Origin of the sequence: Streptomyces sp. MRC013 (assembly GCF_023614235.1) — a bacterium.
Taxonomy (GTDB): Bacteria; Actinomycetota; Actinomycetes; order Streptomycetales; family Streptomycetaceae; genus Streptomyces.
Genome location: NZ_CP094264.1, coordinates 4,653,200 through 4,671,521 on the forward strand (window position 1 = coordinate 4,653,200; position 18,322 = coordinate 4,671,521).

Annotated in this window: 13 protein-coding genes and 4 pseudogenes; 16 read left to right on the forward strand and 1 reads right to left on the reverse strand. The window is 73.3% G+C overall.

The window, feature by feature from the left end:
- Window positions 1–25 precede the first annotated feature (25 nt).
- From mltG to nusB, 10 genes and pseudogenes are all read left to right on the forward strand, one after another.
- Window positions 26–1,815: pseudogene (gene mltG, locus LUW75_RS21165) on the forward strand (endolytic transglycosylase MltG).
- On the forward strand, window positions 1,796–2,641 hold the full coding sequence (locus LUW75_RS21170; RefSeq protein ID WP_250337022.1) for a shikimate dehydrogenase: 846 nt from the start codon (window positions 1,796–1,798) through the stop codon (window positions 2,639–2,641). Before mltG ends, LUW75_RS21170 begins: the two are co-directional and overlap by 20 nt.
- 149 nt (window positions 2,642–2,790) lie before the next feature.
- Window positions 2,791–3,975, forward strand: a complete 1,185-nt coding sequence (gene aroC, locus LUW75_RS21175) for a chorismate synthase (RefSeq protein ID WP_250337023.1) — start codon at window positions 2,791–2,793, stop codon at window positions 3,973–3,975.
- Window positions 3,972–4,553, forward strand: a complete 582-nt coding sequence (locus LUW75_RS21180; protein ID WP_284453855.1) for a shikimate kinase — start codon at window positions 3,972–3,974, stop codon at window positions 4,551–4,553. The genes aroC and LUW75_RS21180 overlap by 4 nt, the downstream gene beginning before the upstream one ends.
- A complete protein-coding gene (gene aroB, locus LUW75_RS21185; RefSeq protein ID WP_250337024.1) occupies window positions 4,550–5,644 on the forward strand; it encodes a 3-dehydroquinate synthase in 1,095 nt (364 codons plus the stop codon). The genes LUW75_RS21180 and aroB overlap by 4 nt, the downstream gene beginning before the upstream one ends.
- Entirely contained in the window at window positions 5,641–6,102 is a 462-nt protein-coding gene (gene aroQ, locus LUW75_RS21190) for a type II 3-dehydroquinate dehydratase (RefSeq protein WP_250337025.1), read from the forward strand. The genes aroB and aroQ overlap by 4 nt, the downstream gene beginning before the upstream one ends.
- Window positions 6,103–6,227: 125 nt before the next feature.
- Window positions 6,228–7,112 carry a Pro-rich N-terminal domain-containing protein gene (locus LUW75_RS21195; RefSeq protein ID WP_250337026.1) on the forward strand — a complete coding sequence of 295 codons (885 nt, stop codon included), beginning with the start codon at window positions 6,228–6,230 and terminating at the stop codon, window positions 7,110–7,112.
- Between the two features lie 132 nt (window positions 7,113–7,244).
- Window positions 7,245–8,356 (forward strand): annotated as a pseudogene (locus LUW75_RS21200) (aminopeptidase P family protein).
- A 56-nt stretch (window positions 8,357–8,412) separates the two neighbouring features.
- Complete coding sequence (efp, locus tag LUW75_RS21205) at window positions 8,413–8,979, forward strand: elongation factor P (RefSeq protein ID WP_250337027.1); 567 nt, start codon at window positions 8,413–8,415, stop codon at window positions 8,977–8,979.
- Window positions 8,980–8,981: 2 nt separating this feature from the next.
- A complete protein-coding gene (gene nusB / locus LUW75_RS21210; protein WP_250337028.1) occupies window positions 8,982–9,410 on the forward strand; it encodes a transcription antitermination factor NusB in 429 nt (142 codons plus the stop codon).
- 129 nt (window positions 9,411–9,539) lie between these two features.
- On the opposite strand, the gene bldD is transcribed toward nusB, so the two are convergent.
- The gene (gene bldD, locus LUW75_RS21215; protein WP_250337029.1) at window positions 9,540–10,040 is read right to left on the reverse strand and encodes a transcriptional regulator BldD; all 501 of its coding nucleotides are present in this window, start codon (window positions 10,038–10,040) and stop codon (window positions 9,540–9,542) included.
- A gap of 198 nt (window positions 10,041–10,238) precedes the next feature.
- Here bldD and pyrR point away from each other — a divergent pair, with 198 nt between their 5' ends.
- The 6 genes and pseudogenes from pyrR to carB all read left to right on the forward strand — a co-directional run bounded on the left by pyrR (window position 10,239) and on the right by carB (window position 18,263).
- Window positions 10,239–10,814 carry a bifunctional pyr operon transcriptional regulator/uracil phosphoribosyltransferase PyrR gene (pyrR, locus tag LUW75_RS21220; RefSeq protein WP_250337030.1) on the forward strand — a complete coding sequence of 192 codons (576 nt, stop codon included), beginning with the start codon at window positions 10,239–10,241 and terminating at the stop codon, window positions 10,812–10,814.
- A gap of 167 nt (window positions 10,815–10,981) precedes the next feature.
- Window positions 10,982–11,966: pseudogene (locus tag LUW75_RS21225) on the forward strand (aspartate carbamoyltransferase catalytic subunit).
- 5 nt (window positions 11,967–11,971) lie between these two features.
- Complete coding sequence (locus LUW75_RS21230) at window positions 11,972–13,258, forward strand: dihydroorotase (RefSeq protein WP_250337031.1); 1,287 nt, start codon at window positions 11,972–11,974, stop codon at window positions 13,256–13,258.
- Entirely contained in the window at window positions 13,255–13,827 is a 573-nt protein-coding gene (locus LUW75_RS21235; RefSeq protein WP_250337032.1) for a PH-like domain-containing protein, read from the forward strand. The genes LUW75_RS21230 and LUW75_RS21235 overlap by 4 nt, the downstream gene beginning before the upstream one ends.
- Window positions 13,824–14,962: pseudogene (gene carA, locus LUW75_RS21240) on the forward strand (glutamine-hydrolyzing carbamoyl-phosphate synthase small subunit). The gene LUW75_RS21235 and the pseudogene carA overlap by 4 nt, the downstream one beginning before the upstream one ends.
- Window positions 14,955–18,263, forward strand: a complete 3,309-nt coding sequence (carB, locus tag LUW75_RS21245) for a carbamoyl-phosphate synthase large subunit (protein WP_250337033.1) — start codon at window positions 14,955–14,957, stop codon at window positions 18,261–18,263. The pseudogene carA and the gene carB overlap by 8 nt, the downstream one beginning before the upstream one ends.
- Window positions 18,264–18,322: the final 59 nt, after the last annotated feature.

The window sequence follows — 18,322 nt, forward strand, 5'->3', positions numbered from 1 at the left end:
AAGCCTCACGGCTGTTTGGGGATCGATGACTGAGTACGGCCGGAACCCCGGCTCCCAGCCCTGGCACCCCGAGGACCCCCTGTACGGGGACCAGGGGCGGGGAGGCGAGCACTCCGGAGACGCCCACCAGCAGCAGCCGCAGTACGGCGGAGGCCACCGGGACCCGTACCGGCAGGGCCACGACGGCCGGCAGTACGACACGGGCGGCCAGGAGTACGGTTCGGGGGCACCGGGCGGGGAGTACGGCACGGGGACTCCCGGCGGCCACGGCTACGGCGGCGGCTGGGACATCGGCACCGGCCAGCACGCCGCCATGCCGTACGGCACCCCCCGCCGCCCGGCCCCTACGGGACGGGCGCCCCCGACCCGTACAGCACCCCCGAGGCGTACCCGCCCCCGCAGCCCCCCGGCCGGCGCGGCCCCGACCCGCACGGCGCCGACCAGCACCCGACCCACGCCCGGCAGGACCACGGGCCGGACGGGCGGTGGCAGGACGGGGCCCCGGGCGACGGCACCCGGCCGTACCCCGACGGTCCCGCCGACGGCGGGTACCCCGGCGCCCCGGACCCCGCCCACGGTCCCGTAGAGGACGACCGCGCACCACGCGGTGGCCACCGGCGGCCCGGCGGCGACGGATACGACGGCGTCGGCGGCCGCGACGGCGAGTACGACGAGCACGGCGAGGAACCGGCCGGCCCCCGGCGCGGCGCGGGCCGCGGCCGCGCCAAGAAGCGCAAGAGCCGCAACGGCGTGGCCTGCCTCTTCGTCGCCCTGGTCCTCGCCGGCGGCGCCGGCGGCATCGGCTACGTCGGCTACCAGTTCTGGCAGGGCCGTTTCGGCCCCGCGCCCGACTTCTCGGGCTCCGGCACCGGCGAGGCCGTCACCGTCGAGGTGCCCAAGGACGCGGTCGGCGCCGAGATCGGCAACATCCTCGTCGAGCGCGGGGTCGTCAAGAGCGTCGACGCGTTCGTCACCGCCCAGGAGCGGAACCCCAAGGGCCTCTCCATCCAGCCCGGCTTCTACACCCTGCAGAAGGGCATGTCGGCGGCCTCCGCCGTCGAGGCGATGCTCAGCCCCAAGAGCCGCAACGTCCTCATCATCCCCGAGGGCCGGCGCAACGCCTGGGTGTACGAGCAGATCGACAAGCGCCTGGAGCTGGCGTCCGGCACCACGAGGAAGGTCGCCCGGGAGAAGGCCGACAGCCTCGGCCTGCCCGCCTGGGCGACCGGCCACCCGAACGTCAAGGACCCCCTGGAGGGCTTCCTCTTCCCGGCCGACTACCCGGTCGCCAAGGGCAACAAGCCCGAGGACGTCCTGAGGAAGATGGTCGCCCGCGCCAACTCCGAGTACGGCAAGCTCGACCTGGAGGCGAAGGCCGGCTCCCTCGGACTGAACGGCCCCTGGGAGCTGGTCACCGTCGCCAGCCTCGTCCAGGCGGAGGGCAAGACCAAGGACGACTTCCGCAAGATGAGCGAGGTCGTCTACAACCGGCTCAAGCCCACCAACACGGAGACCAACCAGCTCCTCCAGTTCGACTCGGCCTTCAACTACCTGAAGGGCCAGAGCGAGATCGAGATCAGCGAGTCCGAGATCAACAGCAACCGCGACCCGTACAACACGTACACCCGGAAGGGCCTCACCCCCGGCCCGATCGGCAACCCCGGCAAGGAGGCGCTCGCGGCCGCCCTCGCCCCCACGTCGGAGGGCTGGATGTACTTCGTGGCGACCGACGGCATGAACAGGACCGAGTTCGCCAAGACCCACGACGAGTTCCTCAAACTGAAGGACGAGTTCAATGACAACAGGGGAGGCTGACGCGCGCAGGGCCGCCGTCCTGGGCTCGCCGATCACCCACTCGCTCTCCCCGGTCCTGCACCGCGCGGCCTACGCCGAACTGGGCCTCACCGGCTGGACGTACGACCGTTTCGAGGTGGACGAGGCACGGCTCCCCGGTTTCCTCGGCACCCTCGACGCGTCCTGGGCCGGGCTGTCGCTGACCATGCCGCTCAAGCGCGCGGTCGTCCCGCTGCTGGACGAGGTCGGCGACACCGCCCGCTCCGTCGGGGCCGTCAACACCGTCGTCCTCGACGGCGACGGCCGCCGCGTCGGCGACAACACCGACGTCCCCGGCATGGTCGCCGCCCTGCGGGAGCACGGCGTGGAGCGGGTCGACGCGGCGGCCGTCCTCGGCGCCGGCGCCACCGCCTCGTCCGCGCTCGCCGCCCTCGCCCGCGTCTGCCGGGGCCCCGTCACCGCGTACGTGCGCGGTGCCGCCCGCGCCGGGGAGATGCGCGGATGGGGCGAGCGCCTCGGCGTCGACGTGCGCGTCGCGGGCTGGGCCGACGCCGCCCGGGCCCTCGACGCGCCCCTGGTCGTCGCCACCACCCCGGCGGGTGCCGCCGACGCTCTCGCCCCGAACGTGCCGGAGAAGCCCGGCACGCTGTTCGACGTGGTGTACGACCCCTGGCCGACGCCCCTCGCGGCCGCCTGGTCCGCACGGGGCGGCCGGGTGGTGGGCGGCCTCGACCTCCTCGTCCACCAGGCGGTGCTCCAGGTCGAGCTGATGACCGGACGCTCCCCGGCACCGCTCGCGGCGATGCGCGCCGCGGGGGAGCGCGCACTCGGCGCCGCCGGCGCCTGACGCCCGGACCGCTTCCCCCGGGGCGGTGTCCGGTGGCCGGAACCGCGGCCAGGCCGCCGTCCGGCCGTGGGAGGATCGGGGCGAGGCCGGTCCGGACCGCGTACCGGACCCGCCCGTCCGCAGAAACGGCCCCAGGAGAAGGAGCACCGTTGAGCAGGTTGCGCTGGCTTACGGCGGGGGAGTCCCACGGCCCCGCGCTGGTGGCGACGCTGGAGGGTCTTCCCGCCGGCGTCCCGGTCACCACGGAGGCGGTGGCGGACCACCTCGCACGCAGGCGCCTGGGCTACGGGCGCGGCGCGCGGATGAAGTTCGAGCGGGACGAGGTCACCTTCCTCGGCGGTGTCCGACACGGCCTCACCCTCGGCTCCCCGGTGGCCGTCATGGTCGGCAACACCGAGTGGCCCAAGTGGGAGAAGGTCATGGCGGCCGACCCGGTCGACCCGGCCGAACTCGCCGAGCTGGCCCGCAACGCGCCGCTGACCCGCCCCCGCCCCGGCCACGCGGACCTCGCCGGCATGCAGAAGTACGGCTTCGACGAGGCCCGGCCGGTCCTGGAGCGGGCCAGCGCCCGCGAGACCGCCGCCCGCGTCGCCCTCGGCGCGATCGCCCGGTCGTACCTCAGGGAGACCACCGGTACCGAGATCGTGTCGCACGTCGTGGAGCTGGCCGCCGCGAAGGCGCCGTACGGGGTGTACCCGGTGCCCGCCGACGTGGAGCGGCTCGACGCCGACCCGGTGCGCTGCCTCGACGCCGACGCGTCGAAGGCGATGGTCGCCGAGATCGACCAGGCCCACAAGGACGGCGACACGCTCGGCGGGGTGGTCGAGGTCCTCGCCTACGGCGTGCCCGTCGGACTCGGCTCGCACGTCCACTGGGACCGGCGCCTCGACGCCCGGCTCGCCGCCGCCCTCATGGGCGTCCAGGCCATCAAGGGCGTCGAGGTCGGCGACGGCTTCGGCCTGGCGCGCGTCCCCGGCTCCCGGGCCCACGACGAGATCGTCGTCACCGACGAGGGCATCCGCCGTGCCTCCGGCCGCTCCGGCGGTACGGAGGGCGGGCTCACCACCGGCGAGCCGCTGCGCGTACGGGCCGCGATGAAGCCGATCGCGACCGTGCCGCGAGCCCTGCGCACCGTCGACGTGGCCACGGGCGAGCCGGCGCAGGCGCATCACCAGCGCTCCGACGTGTGCGCGGTGCCCGCGGCCGGGATCGTCGCCGAGGCGATGGTCGCGCTCGTCCTGGCGGACGCCGTGGCGGAGAAGTTCGGCGGCGACAGCGTCGCCGAGACCCGCCGCAACGTCCGGTCCTACCTCGACAACCTGCGCATCCGGTGAGCGGCGGACCGCTGGTCGTCCTCGTCGGGCCGATGGGCTCCGGCAAGTCCACCGTGGGCGCGCTCCTCGCCGAGCGTCTGGGCGTGCCCTACCGGGACACCGACGCCGACATCGTCGCCGCCGAGGGCCGGGAGATCTCCGACATCTTCGTGGAGGACGGCGAACCGCGCTTCCGCGAGCTGGAGCGGGCCGCCGTCCGCGCCGCCCTCGCCGAGCACACCGGCGTCCTCGCCCTCGGCGGGGGCGCGGTCCTCGACGACGGCACCCGCGCACTGCTCGCCGGACTGCCCGTCGCCTACCTGTCGATGGAGGTCGAGGAGGCCGTCCGGCGCGTCGGCCTGGGCGCGGCCCGGCCGCTGCTGGCCGTCAACCCGCGCCGCCGGTGGCGCGAGCTGATGGAGGCCCGCCGCCACCTGTACACCGAAGTCGCGCGCGTCGTCGTCGCCACCGACGACCGCACCCCCGCCGAGGTCGCCGAAGCGGTCCTCGACGCACTGGAGATCCCGCATTCCCCGGGAGCCGGGTCCCCGGTGGCCGACGCCGCCGGCCCCGGGGCACCCGGCCAGGAGGACACGTGACCGACATGCCCGTCACCCGCATCCACGTCGGCGCCGGCGCCGGCACCGAACCGTACGACGTGCTGGTCGGCCGACAACTGCTCGGGGAACTGGCCGGGCTGGTCGGCGACCGGGCCGGGCGCGTCGCCGTGATCCACCCCGAGGCGCTCGCCGAGACCGGCGAGGCGCTGCGCGCGGACCTCGCCGACCAGGGGTACGAGACCGTCGCCATCCAGGTGCCGAACGCGGAGGAGGCGAAGACGTACGAGGTCGCCGCCTACTGCTGGAAGGCGCTCGGCCAGACCGGCTTCACCCGCACCGACGCGATCGTCGGCGTGGGCGGCGGTGCCACCACGGACCTCGCCGGGTTCGTCGCGGCGACCTGGCTGCGCGGAGTGCGCTGGATCGCCGTGCCGACGACCGTCCTCGCCATGGTCGACGCCGCGGTCGGCGGGAAGACCGGCATCAACACCGCCGAGGGCAAGAACCTCGTCGGCGCGTTCCACCCGCCCGCCGGGGTCCTGTGCGACCTGGCCGCCCTGGACTCGCTGCCCGTCCACGACTACGTCAGCGGTCTCGCCGAGGTCGTCAAGGCCGGCTTCATCGCCGACCCGGGGATCCTCGACCTGATCGAGTCCGACCCGGCCGCCGCCCGCACGCCCGCCGGGCCGCACACGGCCGAGCTGATCGTCCGCTCCATCAGGGTGAAGGCGGACGTCGTCTCCTCCGACCTGAGGGAGTCGGGGCGGCGCGAGATCCTCAACTACGGCCACACCCTCGCCCACGCGATCGAGAAGAACGAGCGGTACAAGTGGCGGCACGGCGCGGCCGTCTCCGTCGGCATGGTCTTCGCCGCCGAGCTGGGCCGGCTCGCCGGACGCCTCGACGACGCGACCGCCGACCGGCACCGCGCGGTCCTGGAGTCGCTCGGGCTGCCGCTGACCTACCGCGGGGACCAGTGGCCGAAGCTCCTGGAGACGATGAGGGTCGACAAGAAGTCCCGCGGCGACCTGCTGCGCTTCATCGTCCTCGACGGCCTGGCCAAGCCGACCGTGCTGGAGGGGCCCGACCCGGCCGTGCTGCTCGCGGCGTACGGGGAGGTGTCGGCGTGAGGGACCGCACACCCGGCGGCGTCCGCACGGTGTACGTCCTGAACGGGCCGAACCTCGGCCGGCTCGGTTCGCGCGAACCCGACGTGTACGGCGCCACGTCCTACGCCGGCCTGGTGGAGGCGTGCCGGGCGCTCGGCGGGGACCTCGGCTTCGACGTCGACGTGCGGGAGACGAACGACGAGGGGGAACTGGTCCGCTGGCTGCACGAGGCGGCCGACCGCTCGATTCCGGTCGTTCTCAACCCCGGCGCCTTCACCCACTACTCGTACGCGCTGCGGGACGCGGCCGCCCAGCGGACGGCGCCGCTGATCGAGGTGCACATCTCGAACCCGTACGCCCGCGAGGAGTTCCGGCACACCTCGGTCGTCGCGGCGGTCGCCACGGGGACGGTCGCCGGGTTCGGCATCGGGTCGTACCGGCTCGCCCTGCGCGCCCTGGCCGACGAGTTGACGGACTGACGGCCGCCGCCGGAACCCTCCCGGACCGTTCACCGTCAGACGGGCCGGGAGGGTACGGTTCACCACGGCGCGCCGTCGAACGGCCGCCCGATCATCGTCAGCCGTACGAGACGGAGTGGCACCGGATGCAGCACGCAGTGGGGGCCCCGCTGCCGCCGCCCCACCAGCCGGGGAACGCGGCGGCCGGGTGGCCCCAGCAGGCACACCACCCCGGCCCGCCCCCGCACCCCCCGGCGCCGCACGCGCCCGGTGGGCGGGCGCCGCACCCGCAGCCGACGCCGCCCCAGGCCCCGCCCCCCGCGCCGCACGCGCCCGGCCACGCCTGGCCGGCCCCGCAGCACGCCCCGGTGCCGCCCCCGCACGAGACCACGGGCCACTTCCACCTGCCGCCGGCGGACCCGGTGGCACCGCCGGCCGCCGACCCGGGAGCCGGCCGCCCCCCGGGCACGGGCACCGCCACCCTCGCCGTCCTCCTCATAGGGCCCGCCGGCGCCGGGAAGACGACCGTCGCCCGGTACTGGGCACGCCACCGCCGCACCCCGACCGCCCACATCAGCCTCGACGACGTGCGCGAATGGGTGTGCGCCGGGTTCGCCGACCCGCAGTCCGGGTGGAACGACCAGTCCGAGGCCCAGTACCGGCTGGCCCGCCGCACCTGCGGATTCGCCGCGCGCAACTTCCTGGCGAACGGCATCTCCTGCATCCTCGACGACGCGGTCTTCCCCGACCGCCCGGTCGTGGGCCTCGGCGGCTGGAAGCGGCACGTGGGCCCGGGCCTGCTGCCCGTGGTCCTGCTGCCCGGGCTGGAGGTCGTCCTGGAGCGCAACGCCGAGCGCAGCGGCAACCGGCGCCTCTCCGACGAGGAGGTCGCGGGCATCCACGGCCGCATGGCCGGCTGGCACGCCTCCGGTCTGCCGATCATCGACAACTCCCACTACGACGTGGAGACGACGGCCCGGGTCCTCGACGAGGTCCTGGCCCGTTCCCTGACGAGCCCGCCGAGCTGGTGACCGGCGGCGCGCCCGCGCCCCCGGCCGCGTCCGCTCCCGGGGAGCCCGGCCAGCGGGCCCCGCTGACCGGGAGGGGCCACGGTCGGACGTGCTGGAACTGCCGGGGAGCGCTTCCGCTCGTACGCTCGGGACATGTCCCAGGTGCATGCGGACCGCCGAGGGCGGCTGCGCGAGCGGTGCGCGGCGGCCGGATCCGCGGCGGCGCTGGTCTCCCGCCCCGCCAACGTCCGCTACCTCACGGGTGCCGCGCCGCCCGGCGCCGTACTGCTCCTGGGCGGGGAACCCGACGGCGACGTGCTCCTCTGCCCCCACGCCCCCGCCGGCGACCCCGCCGAGGGACGGGCCGACGGGGCGCTGCGGCTCACCGCCCTCCCGTCCTCCGGCGATGACCCCGCCGTCGCCGCCGCCGACCTCGCCCGCCGGGCGGGCGCCGACACCCTCGCCGTGGAGGAGCGGCACCTGAGCGTCGCCCGGTACCGCGCGATCGGCTCCGCCGTCCCGCGGCTGCGCCTCGCCGACCTGGGGACCTCCGTCGAACAGGAGCGGCTCGTCAAGGACGAGGAGGAGATCGCCTGCCTCCGCGTCGCCGCCGAGATCACCGACCAGGCCCTCGGCGAGCCCTGGAGTCCATCCTCGTCGGCCGCACCGAACGCCACCTCGCCCTGGAGCTGGAGCGGCGCCTCGTCGACCACGGCGCCGACGGCCCCGCCTTCCCCACCTCCGTCGGCACCGGACCCCACTCGGGCCGCGGCCGCCACCGGCCCTCCGACCGGCGCGTCGAGGAGGGCGACTTCCTCTCCGTCCGCCTGGGCGCCGACTACCGCGGATACCGCTGCGAGATCGGCCGCACGTTCGTCATCGGCACGGCGCCCGCCGACTGGCAGATCGAGCTGTACGACCTCGTCTTCGCCGCGCAACGCGCCGCCCGCGAGGCGCTCGCCCCCGGCGCGGCCTACAGCGACGTCGACCGGGCCGCCCGGCAGCTCCTCGACGCCGCGGGCCACGGCGACGGCCTCGCCCCGTCCCTCGGGCACGGGGTCGGCCTGGAAATCGAGGAGGACCCGCAGTTGTCCCCCTCGGCCATGGGTAAACTGGACGCTTGCGTGCCGGTCACCGTCGAACCGGGGGTCCACCTCCCGGGACGGGGCGGAGTCCGGATCGATGACACGCTCGTCGTACGCCAGGAGGCGGACGGCGGCCCCGAGCTACTCACCATCACGACCAAGGAGCTGCTCGCGCTCTAGCGCGTACCGTGCCTTCTCGGTCGTCCACCAGCGTCAGTCCAGGAGATTCCGCAACCGTGGCCACCACGAACGACCTCAAGAACGGCATGGTGCTCAAGCTCGACAACGACCAGCTCTGGTCCGTCGTCGAGTTCCAGCACGTCAAGCCCGGCAAGGGCCCGGCCTTCGTGCGCACCAAGCTCAAGAACGTGCTCTCCGGGAAGATCGTCGACAAGACCTTCAACGCCGGTGTCAAGGTCGAGACGGCCACCGTCGACCGCCGCGACATGCAGTTCTCGTACATGGACGGCGAGTACTTCGTCTTCATGGACATGCAGACGTACGACCAGCTCCACGTCGCCCGCCCCGCCGTCGGCGACGCCGCGAACTTCCTGGTCGAGGGCTTCACCGCCACCGTCGCCACCCACGAGGGCGAGGTGCTGTACGTCGAGCTGCCCGCCGCCGTCGAGCTGACCGTGGCCGAGACCGAGCCGGGCGTCCAGGGCGACCGCTCCACCGGCGGTACCAAGCCCGCGACGCTGGAGACCGGCCACCAGATCCAGGTCCCCCTCTTCATCACCACCGGTGAGAAGATCAAGGTCGACACCCGTACGAGCGACTACCTCGGCCGGGTGAACAGCTAACCGTGGCTGCCCGCAACAAGGCCCGCAAGCGCGCCTTCCAGATCCTCTTCGAGGCCGACCAGCGCGGGGTGCCCGTGCAGGAGGTCCTCGCGGACTGGATCCGGCACGCCCGGTCCGACGACCGGCAGCCGCCGGTCAACGAGTACACGATGGAGCTCGTGGAGGGGTACGCGCGGTACGCCCGGCGCATCGACGAGCTCATCGCCACCTACGCGGTGGGCTGGACGCTCGACCGGATGCCGGTCGTCGACCGGAACATCCTGCGCCTCGGGGCGTACGAGCTGGTCTGGGTCGACGCCACGCCTGACGCGGTGGTCATCGACGAGGCCGTCCAGCTCGCCAAGGAGTTTTCCACGGACGAGTCGCCGTCGTTCGTCAACGGCCTGCTGGCCCGCTTCAAGGACCTGAAGCCCGGCCTCCGGCGGGACTGACACGGAGAAGAAGGGCCCGCGGCATCCGCTGCGGGCCCTTCCGCCGTGCTCCCGCGCCGTCGGCGCGGACGGCCGGAGGGCGGTCCCGGCCGGCGGGACCGCCCTCCGGCGGCAACGTTTCTGCGAGGATCAGCCCTCCTCGTGGGCGACCGCGCGCCGGGCCTCGGCGTCCAGGACGCCCCAGCTGATCAGCTGCTCGGTCAGGACCGAGGGGGACTGGTCGTAGATGACCGCCAGCGTGCGCAGGTCGTCCTGGCGGATCGAGAGCACCTTGCCGTTGTAGTCGCCGCGCTGCGACTGGATCGTCGCCGCGTAGCGCTGCAGCGGGCCCGCCTTCTCCTGCGGGACGTGGGCCAGGCGCTCCAGGTCGAGGACCAGCTTCGGCGGAGGCTCGGCGGCGCCCCCCGGCGTGGTGCCCGGCAGCAGCTCCTGCACCGGCACACCGTAGAAGTCGGCCAGCTCGGCGAGGCGCTGCACGGTCACGGCGCGGTCTCCGCGCTCGTACGAACCGACCACGACGGCCTTCCAGCGGCCCTGGGACTTCTCCTCCACGCCGTGGAGGGAAAGGCCCTGCTGGGTGCGGATGGCACGGAGCTTGGCCCCGAGCTGTTTTGCGTATTCGCTGGACATATAGCTCCCTGGACACTGTTACAACGTGCGGCTCCGCCGCGCGGCTGGTAACTCACTGTAAGGTTACTCAGCGTTACTTGGGTGCGTCAAGCCGAGCGGCCCGTGCCGGCCCCCTTCCGGGCCCTGGTACGGTGGAGGGCGTAATTCCGACGTCCTTTAAGGTCCGTCCCGTGAGGCGGAGAAGGAGGTCCGTTCCGTATGGACGCCACCCAGCAGTCCGATGCCCGCCCCGTCCTGGAGGCCGCGGACATCGCGCGGGTCCTCACCCGCATCGCCCACGAGATCGTCGAACGCGCCAAGGGCGCCGACGACGTCGTCCTCCTCGGTATCCCCACGCGCGGCGTGTTCCTCGCCCGGCGCCTGGCCGGGAAGCTCAAGCAGATCACCGGCCGCGCCACGCCGGTCGGCTCCCTCGACATCACCATGTACCGCGACGACCTGCGCCTCCGTCCGGCGCGCGCCCTCGCCCGCACCGAGATCCCCGGCGAGGGGATCGACGGGCGCCTGGTGGTCCTCGTCGACGACGTGCTGTTCTCCGGCCGCACCATCCGCGCCGCCCTCGACGCGCTCGGCGACATCGGCCGCCCCCGCGCCGTGCAGCTCGCCGTCCTGGTCGACCGCGGCCACCGGGAGCTGCCCATCCGCGCCGACTACGTCGGCAAGAACCTCCCCACGTCGCTGCGCGAGACGGTCAGAGTCCAGCTCTCCGAGGAGGACGGCCGCGACGCCGTGCTGCTCGGCGCGCGCGAGCCCGCCCCGACCGGCGAGAAGTAGCCACCGACGCGGTCCGTCCGCGTGGCACCGCGGCACGGGCCGCGGCGCGCCCGCGGGTTTGCCCGCAGGCGCGCCGGACCCGGCCGGCCCCGCCCGAACCGGCCCCCGCCACGACCCGGCCGGCACGCCCACGGAACCGACCTCCCCACCTCACGGAGAACACCCAGATGAAGCGTCACCTCATCTCGGCCGCCGACCTCACCAGGGACGACGCCGTCCTCGTCCTCGACACCGCCGAGGAGATGGCCCGCCTGGCCGACCGGCCGATCAAGAAGCTGCCCACCCTCCGCGGCCGGACGATCTGCAACCTCTTCTTCGAGGACTCCACCCGCACCCGGATCTCCTTCGAGGCCGCCGAGAAGCGCCTCTCCGCCGACGTCATCAACTTCTCCGCCAAGGGCTCCAGCGTCTCCAAGGGGGAGTCCCTCAAGGACACCGCCCAGACGCTCGCCGCCATGGGCGTCGACGCGGTCGTCATCCGGCACAGCGCCTCCGGCGCCCCCTACCGGCTCGCCAACTCCGGTTGGATCGACGCGCCCGTGATCAACGCCGGCGACGGCACCCACCAGCACCCCACCCAGGCCCTCCTCGACGCCTTCACCCTGCGCCGCCGCCTCGTCGGCCACGACGCCGGCGTCGGCCAGGACCTGTCCGGCAGGCGCGTCACCATCGTCGGGGACGTCCTCCACAGCCGCGTCGCCCGCTCCAACGTCGACCTGCTCCACACCCTCGGCGCCGAGGTCACCCTCGTCGCCCCGCCGACCCCTCGTGCCCGTCGGCGTCGACGCCTGGCCCTGCGAGGTGTCGTACGACCTCGACAGCGCCCTGTCCAAGTGCGACGCCGTCATGATGCTGCGCGTCCAGCGCGAGCGGATGAACGCCGCCTTCTTCCCCACCGAGCGCGAGTACTCCCGCCGCTACGGCCTCGACGCCGAGCGGATGGCGAAGCTCCCCGACCACGCCGTCGTCATGCACCCCGGCCCCATGGTCCGCGGCATGGAGATCACCGCCGAGGTCGCCGACTCCCCCCGCTGCACCGTCGTCGAGCAGGTCGCGGGCGGCGTCTTCACCCGCATGGCCGTCCTCTACCTGCTGCTCGGCGGCAACGAACCCGCCGTCACCCAGCCGTCGTCCCGTACCGAGGAGAAGTAACCAGCATGAGCAAGACCCTGATCCGTGGTGCGAAGGTCCTCGGCGGCGAGGCCCGGGACGTCCTCATCGAGGGCGAGACGATCGCGCAGGTCGGCACGGGCCTGGACGCGGACGGCGCGACCGTGGTCGAGGCGGAGGGGCGCGTCCTCCTGCCCGGTCTCGTCGACCTCCACACCCATCTGCGCGAGCCCGGCCGCGAGGACTCCGAGACCGTCCTCACCGGCACCCGCGCCGCCGCGAGCGGCGGCTACACGGCCGTCTTCGCCATGGCCAACACCTTCCCCGTCGCCGACACCGCGGGCGTCGTCGAGCAGGTCTGGCGCCTCGGCCGGGAGCACGGCTACTGCGACGTGCAGCCCGTCGGCGCCGTCACCGTGGGCCTGGAGGGCAGGCAGCTCGCCGAGCTCGGCGCCATGCACGAGTCCGCCGCCGGCGTCACCGTCTTCTCCGACGACGGCAAGTGCGTCGACGACGCCGTGATCATGCGCCGCGCCCTGGAGTACGTGAAGGCGTTCGGCGGCGTCGTCGCCCAGCACGCCCAGGAACCCCGGCTCACCGAGGGCGCCCAGATGAACGAGGGCGTCGTCTCCGCCGAGCTCGGCCTCGGCGGCTGGCCCGCCGTCGCCGAGGAGTCGATCATCGCCCGCGACGTCCTCCTCGCCGAGCACGTCGGCTCCCGCGTCCACATCTGCCACCTGTCGACCGCCGGCTCCGTCGAGATCGTCCGCTGGGCCAAGTCCCGCGGCATCGACGTCACCGCCGAGGTCACCCCGCACCACCTCCTCCTCACCGACGAGACGGTCCGCACCTACGACCCCGTCTACAAGGTCAACCCGCCGCTGCGCACCGAGCGCGACGTGACGGCGCTGCGCGAGGCCCTCGCCGACGGCACGATCGACATCGTCGCCACCGACCACGCCCCGCACCCGCACGAGGACAAGGACTGCGAGTGGGCCGCCGCGGCCATGGGCATGGTCGGCCTGGAGACCGCGCTGTCCGTGGTCCAGCACACGATGGTCGACACCGGTCTCCTCGACTGGGCGGCCGTCGCCGACCGCATGTCCTTCGCCCCCGCCCGGATCGGCGGCGCCACCGGCCACGGCCGCCCCGTCTCGGTGGGCGAGCCCGCGAACCTGACACTGGTCGACCCGGCATACCGTGGAGCGGTGGACCCCGCGGGCTTCGCCTCCCGCAGCCGCAACACCCCCTACGAGGGCCGCGAGCTGCCGGGACGCGTCACCCACACCTTCCTGCGGGGCAGGGCAACGCTCATGGACGGGAAGCTCGCGTGACACCTCTGACCCCCCTCGCCGCCGAACCCCGGTCGGCCGAGGTGACCGACTGGACCGCCCGCCTCGGCTGGGTCGGCCTCCTCCTGCTCTTCGTGGTCCTCGCCTACTGGCTGATGCGCCAGGGCTGGAAATGGCGCGCCAGCCTCCAGTCCGCCCTGCCCGAGCTGCCCACCGCGCCGGAGGACCCCGGCGGGACGATCCTCTCCCTCGCGGGCCGCTACCACGGGTCCACCGCCGCCGGGCAGTGGCTCGAGCGCATCGTCGCCCGCGGCCTCGGCACCCGCAGCCGCGCAGAGCTGACCCTGACGGACGCGGGACTGGAGGTCGCACGCCCCGGGGCCGCCGACTTCTTCGTCCCGGCCGACCGGCTGCGCGGGGCCCGGCTCGACACGGGCATCGCCGGCAAGGTCCTCACCGAGGGCGGCCTGCTGGTCGTCACCTGGGTCCACGGCGGCCAGCTGATCGACTCCGGCTTCCGCTCCGACCGGGCGGCCGAGCACCCCGCGTGGGTCACCGCCATCAACTCCCTCAGCACCGAGAACACCACGACGGAAGGCGCCGCACGATGACGACCTCCACCCGGGGAACCAGGGTTCCCGCCGTACTCGTCCTGGAGGACGGCCGCAGCTTCCGCGGCCGTGCCTACGGGGCCGTGGGGAGACGTTCGGCGAGGCCGTCTTCTCCACCGGCATGACCGGCTACCAGGAGACCCTGACCGACCCCTCGTACCACCGCCAGGTCGTCGTCATGACGGCCCCGCACGTCGGGAACACCGGCGTCAACGACGAGGACATGGAGTCCGCCCGCATCTGGGTCTCCGGCTACGTCGTCCGCGACCCCGCCCGGGTCCCCTCCAACTGGCGGTCCAGGCGCTCCCTCGACGAGGAGCTCCGGCGCCAGGGCGTCGTCGGGATCAGCGGTGTCGACACCCGCGCCCTCACCCGCCACCTGCGCGAGCGCGGCGCCATGCGGGTGGGCGTCTTCTCCGGCGAGGCCGTCACCGACGGGGCCGACATGCTGGCGAGGGTCCGCGCGCAGCCGCAGATGCAGGGCGCGGACCTCTCCGCCGAGGTCGCCACCGGGGAGGCCTACACCGTCCCGGCGATCGGCGAGAAGCGGTTCACGGTCGCCGCCGTGGACCTCGGCATCAAGGGGATGACTCCCCGCCGGATGGCCGAGCGCGGCATCGAGGTGCACGTCCTGCCCGCCACGGCCACCGTCGACGACGTGTACGCCGTGAACCCCGACGGGGTGTTCTTCTCCAACGGCCCCGGCGACCCGGCCACCGCCGACGGCCCGGTGGCCGTCATGCGCGGCGTGCTGGAGCGCGGGACGCCCCTGTTCGGCATCTGCTTCGGCAACCAGATCCTCGGCCGGGCCCTGGGCTTCGGCACCTACAAGCTGAAGTACGGCCACCGCGGCATCAACCAGCCGGTGCAGGACCGTACGACCGGGAGGGTCGAGGTGACCGCGCACAACCACGGCTTCGCCGTCGACGCCCCGCTCGACACGGTGTCCGAGACGCCGTTCGGCCGCGTCCAGGTCTCGCACGTGTGCCTGAACGACGACGTGGTCGAGGGCCTGCAGTGCCTCGACCGGCCGGCCTTCAGCGTCCAGTACCACCCCGAAGCGGCAGCGGGCCCGCACGACGCCGCCTACCTGTTCGACCGCTTCGTGAAGCTCATGGAGGGCCAGCGTGCCTAAGCGCACCGATATCCAGTCCGTCCTGGTCATCGGCTCCGGCCCGATCGTCATCGGCCAGGCCGCCGAGTTCGACTACTCCGGCACCCAGGCGTGCCGCGTCCTCAAGGCCGAGGGCCTGCGGGTGATCCTGGTCAACTCCAACCCGGCGACGATCATGACCGACCCGGAGATCGCCGACGCCACCTACGTCGAGCCGATCACCCCCCAGTTCGTCGAGAAGATCATCGCCAAGGAGCGCCCCGACGCCCTCCTGCCCACCCTCGGCGGCCAGACCGCGCTGAACACCGCGATCTCCCTCCACGAGGCGGGCGTCCTCGACGCGTACGGCGTCGAGCTGATCGGCGCCAACGTCGAGGCCATCCACAAGGGCGAGGACCGCGACCAGTTCAAGCTGGTCGTCGAGGCGGTCAAGGCCAGGATCGGCCACGGCGAGTCCGCCCGCTCGGTCATCTGCCACTCCATGGACGACGTCCTCAAGGGCGTCGAGACGCTCGGCGGCTACCCGGTGGTCGTGCGCCCCTCCTTCACCATGGGCGGCGCCGGCTCCGGCTTCGCCCACGACGAGGAGGAGCTGCGCCGCATCGCCGGCCAGGGCCTGGCGCTCTCGCCGACCACCGAGGTGCTCCTGGAGGAGTCCATCCTCGGCTGGAAGGAGTACGAGCTGGAGCTGATGCGCGACAAGCACGACAACGTGGTGGTCGTCTGCTCCATCGAGAACTTCGACCCGATGGGCGTCCACACCGGCGACTCCATCACCGTCGCGCCCGCGATGACGCTCACCGACCGCGAGTACCAGATCCTCCGCGACATCGGCATCGCCGTCATCCGCGAGGTCGGCGTCGACACCGGCGGCTGCAACATCCAGTTCGCCGTCAACCCCGAGGACGGCCGGGTCATCGTCATCGAGATGAACCCGCGCGTCTCGCGCTCCTCGGCGCTGGCGTCGAAGGCGACCGGCTTCCCCATCGCCAAGATCGCCGCGAAGCTGGCGGTCGGCTACACGCTCGACGAGATCCCCAACGACATCACCCGGGAGACCCCGGCGTCCTTCGAGCCCACGCTCGACTACGTCGTGGTCAAGGCGCCCCGCTTCGCCTTCGAGAAGTTCCCGCAGGCCGACTCCACCCTGACCACCACCATGAAGTCGGTCGGCGAGGCCATGGCCATCGGCCGCAACTTCACCGAGGCGCTGCAGAAGGCCCTGCGCTCCCTGGAGAAGAAGGGCAGCCAGTTCGCGTTCACCGGCGAGCCCGGAGACAAGGCCGACCTGCTGCGCGAGGCCGCCCGCCCCACCGACGGCCGCATCAACACCGTGATGCAGGCCATCCGCGCCGGCGCCACCCGCGAGGAGGTCTTCGACGCCACGAGGATCGACCCGTGGTTCGTCGACCAGATGTTCCTGGTCAAGGAGATCGCCGACGAGCTGGCCGCTGCCGAGAAGCTCGACCCCGAGCTGCTCGCCGAGGCCAAGCGCCACGGCTTCTCCGACCAGCAGATCGGAGAGATCCGCGGGCTGCGCGAGGACGTCGTGCGCGAGCTCCGGCACGCCCTGGGCGTCCGCCCGGTCTACAAGACGGTCGACACCTGCGCCGCCGAGTTCGCCGCGAGGACCCCGTACTTCTACTCCTCGTACGACGAGGAGACCGAGGTCGCCCCGCGGACCGAGCCGGCCGTGATCATCCTGGGCTCCGGCCCGAACCGCATCGGCCAGGGCATCGAGTTCGACTACTCCTGCGTCCACGCCTCCTTCGCGCTGAGCGACGCCGGGTACGAGACCGTGATGGTCAACTGCAACCCGGAGACCGTCTCCACCGACTACGACACCTCCGACCGCCTGTACTTCGAGCCGCTCACGCTCGAGGACGTGCTGGAGATCGTCCACGCCGAACAGCAGGCCGGGCCGGTGGCGGGCGTCGTGGTCCAGCTGGGCGGCCAGACCCCGCTCGGCCTGGCCCAGGCGCTCAAGGACAACGGCGTCCCGATCGTCGGCACCCCGCCGGAGGCCATCCACGCCGCCGAGGACCGCGGCGCCTTCGGCCGCGTCCTGGAGGAGGCCGGACTGCCGGCGCCCAAGCACGGCACCGCGACCACCTTCGCCGAGGCCAGGGCCATCGCCGACGAGATCGGCTACCCGGTCCTGGTCCGCCCCTCCTACGTGCTCGGCGGACGGGGCATGGAGATCGTCTACGACGAGGCCCGGCTGGAGCAGTACATCGCCGAGTCCACCGAGATCAGCCCCACCCGGCCGGTCCTGGTCGACCGCTTCCTCGACGACGCCATAGAGATCGACGTCGACGCCCTCTACGACGGCGAGGAGCTGTACCTCGGCGGCGTCATGGAGCACATCGAGGAAGCCGGCATCCACTCCGGCGACTCGGCCTGCGCCCTGCCCCCCATCACCCTGGGCGGCTTCGACGTCAAGCGCCTGCGCGCCTCCACCCGGGCCATCGCGCACGGCGTCGGCGTACGCGGCCTGATCAACATCCAGTTCGCCATGGCCGGGGACATCCTCTACGTCCTGGAGGCCAACCCGCGCGCCTCGCGCACCGTCCCCTTCACCTCCAAGGCGACCGCCGTCCCGCTCGCGAAGGCCGCCGCCCGCATCTCGCTCGGCGCCACCATCGCCGAGCTGCGCGCCGAGGGCCTGCTGCCCGCCCGCGGCGACGGCGGCGAACTCCCGCTCGACGCGCCGATCTCCGTCAAGGAGGCCGTCATGCCGTGGTCGCGCTTCCGCGACATCCACGGCCGCGGCGTCGACACCGTCCTGGGCCCGGAGATGCGCTCCACCGGCGAGGTCATGGGCATCGACACCGTCTTCGGCACCGCCTACGCCAAGTCGCAGGCCGGCGCCTACGGCCCGCTGCCCACCAAGGGCCGCGCGTTCATCTCCGTCGCCAACCGCGACAAGCGCTCGATGATCTTCCCGGCACGCGCGCTGGTCGCCCACGGCTTCGAACTGCTCGCCACCTCCGGCACCGCCGAGGTCCTCAAGCGCAACGGCATCAACGCCACCGTCGTGCGCAAGCAGTCCGAGGGCGAGGGCCCCGGCGGCGAGAAGACCGTCGTCCAGCTCATCCACGCCGGCGAGGTCGACCTCATCGTCAACACCCCCTACGGCACCGGCGGACGCCTCGACGGCTACGACATCCGCACCGCCGCCGTGGCACGCGGCGTCCCCTGCCTCACCACGGTCCAGGCACTCGCCGCGGCCGTCCAGGGCATCGACGCCCTCAACGGTGGAGGAGTCGGCGTCCGCTCCCTCCAGGAACACGCCGAACACCTGACCGCGGCCCGCGACTAGCAGCCCACGGGGGGACACCGCCACCGCGGTGTCCCCCTCCTCATGAGGACACAGCCACC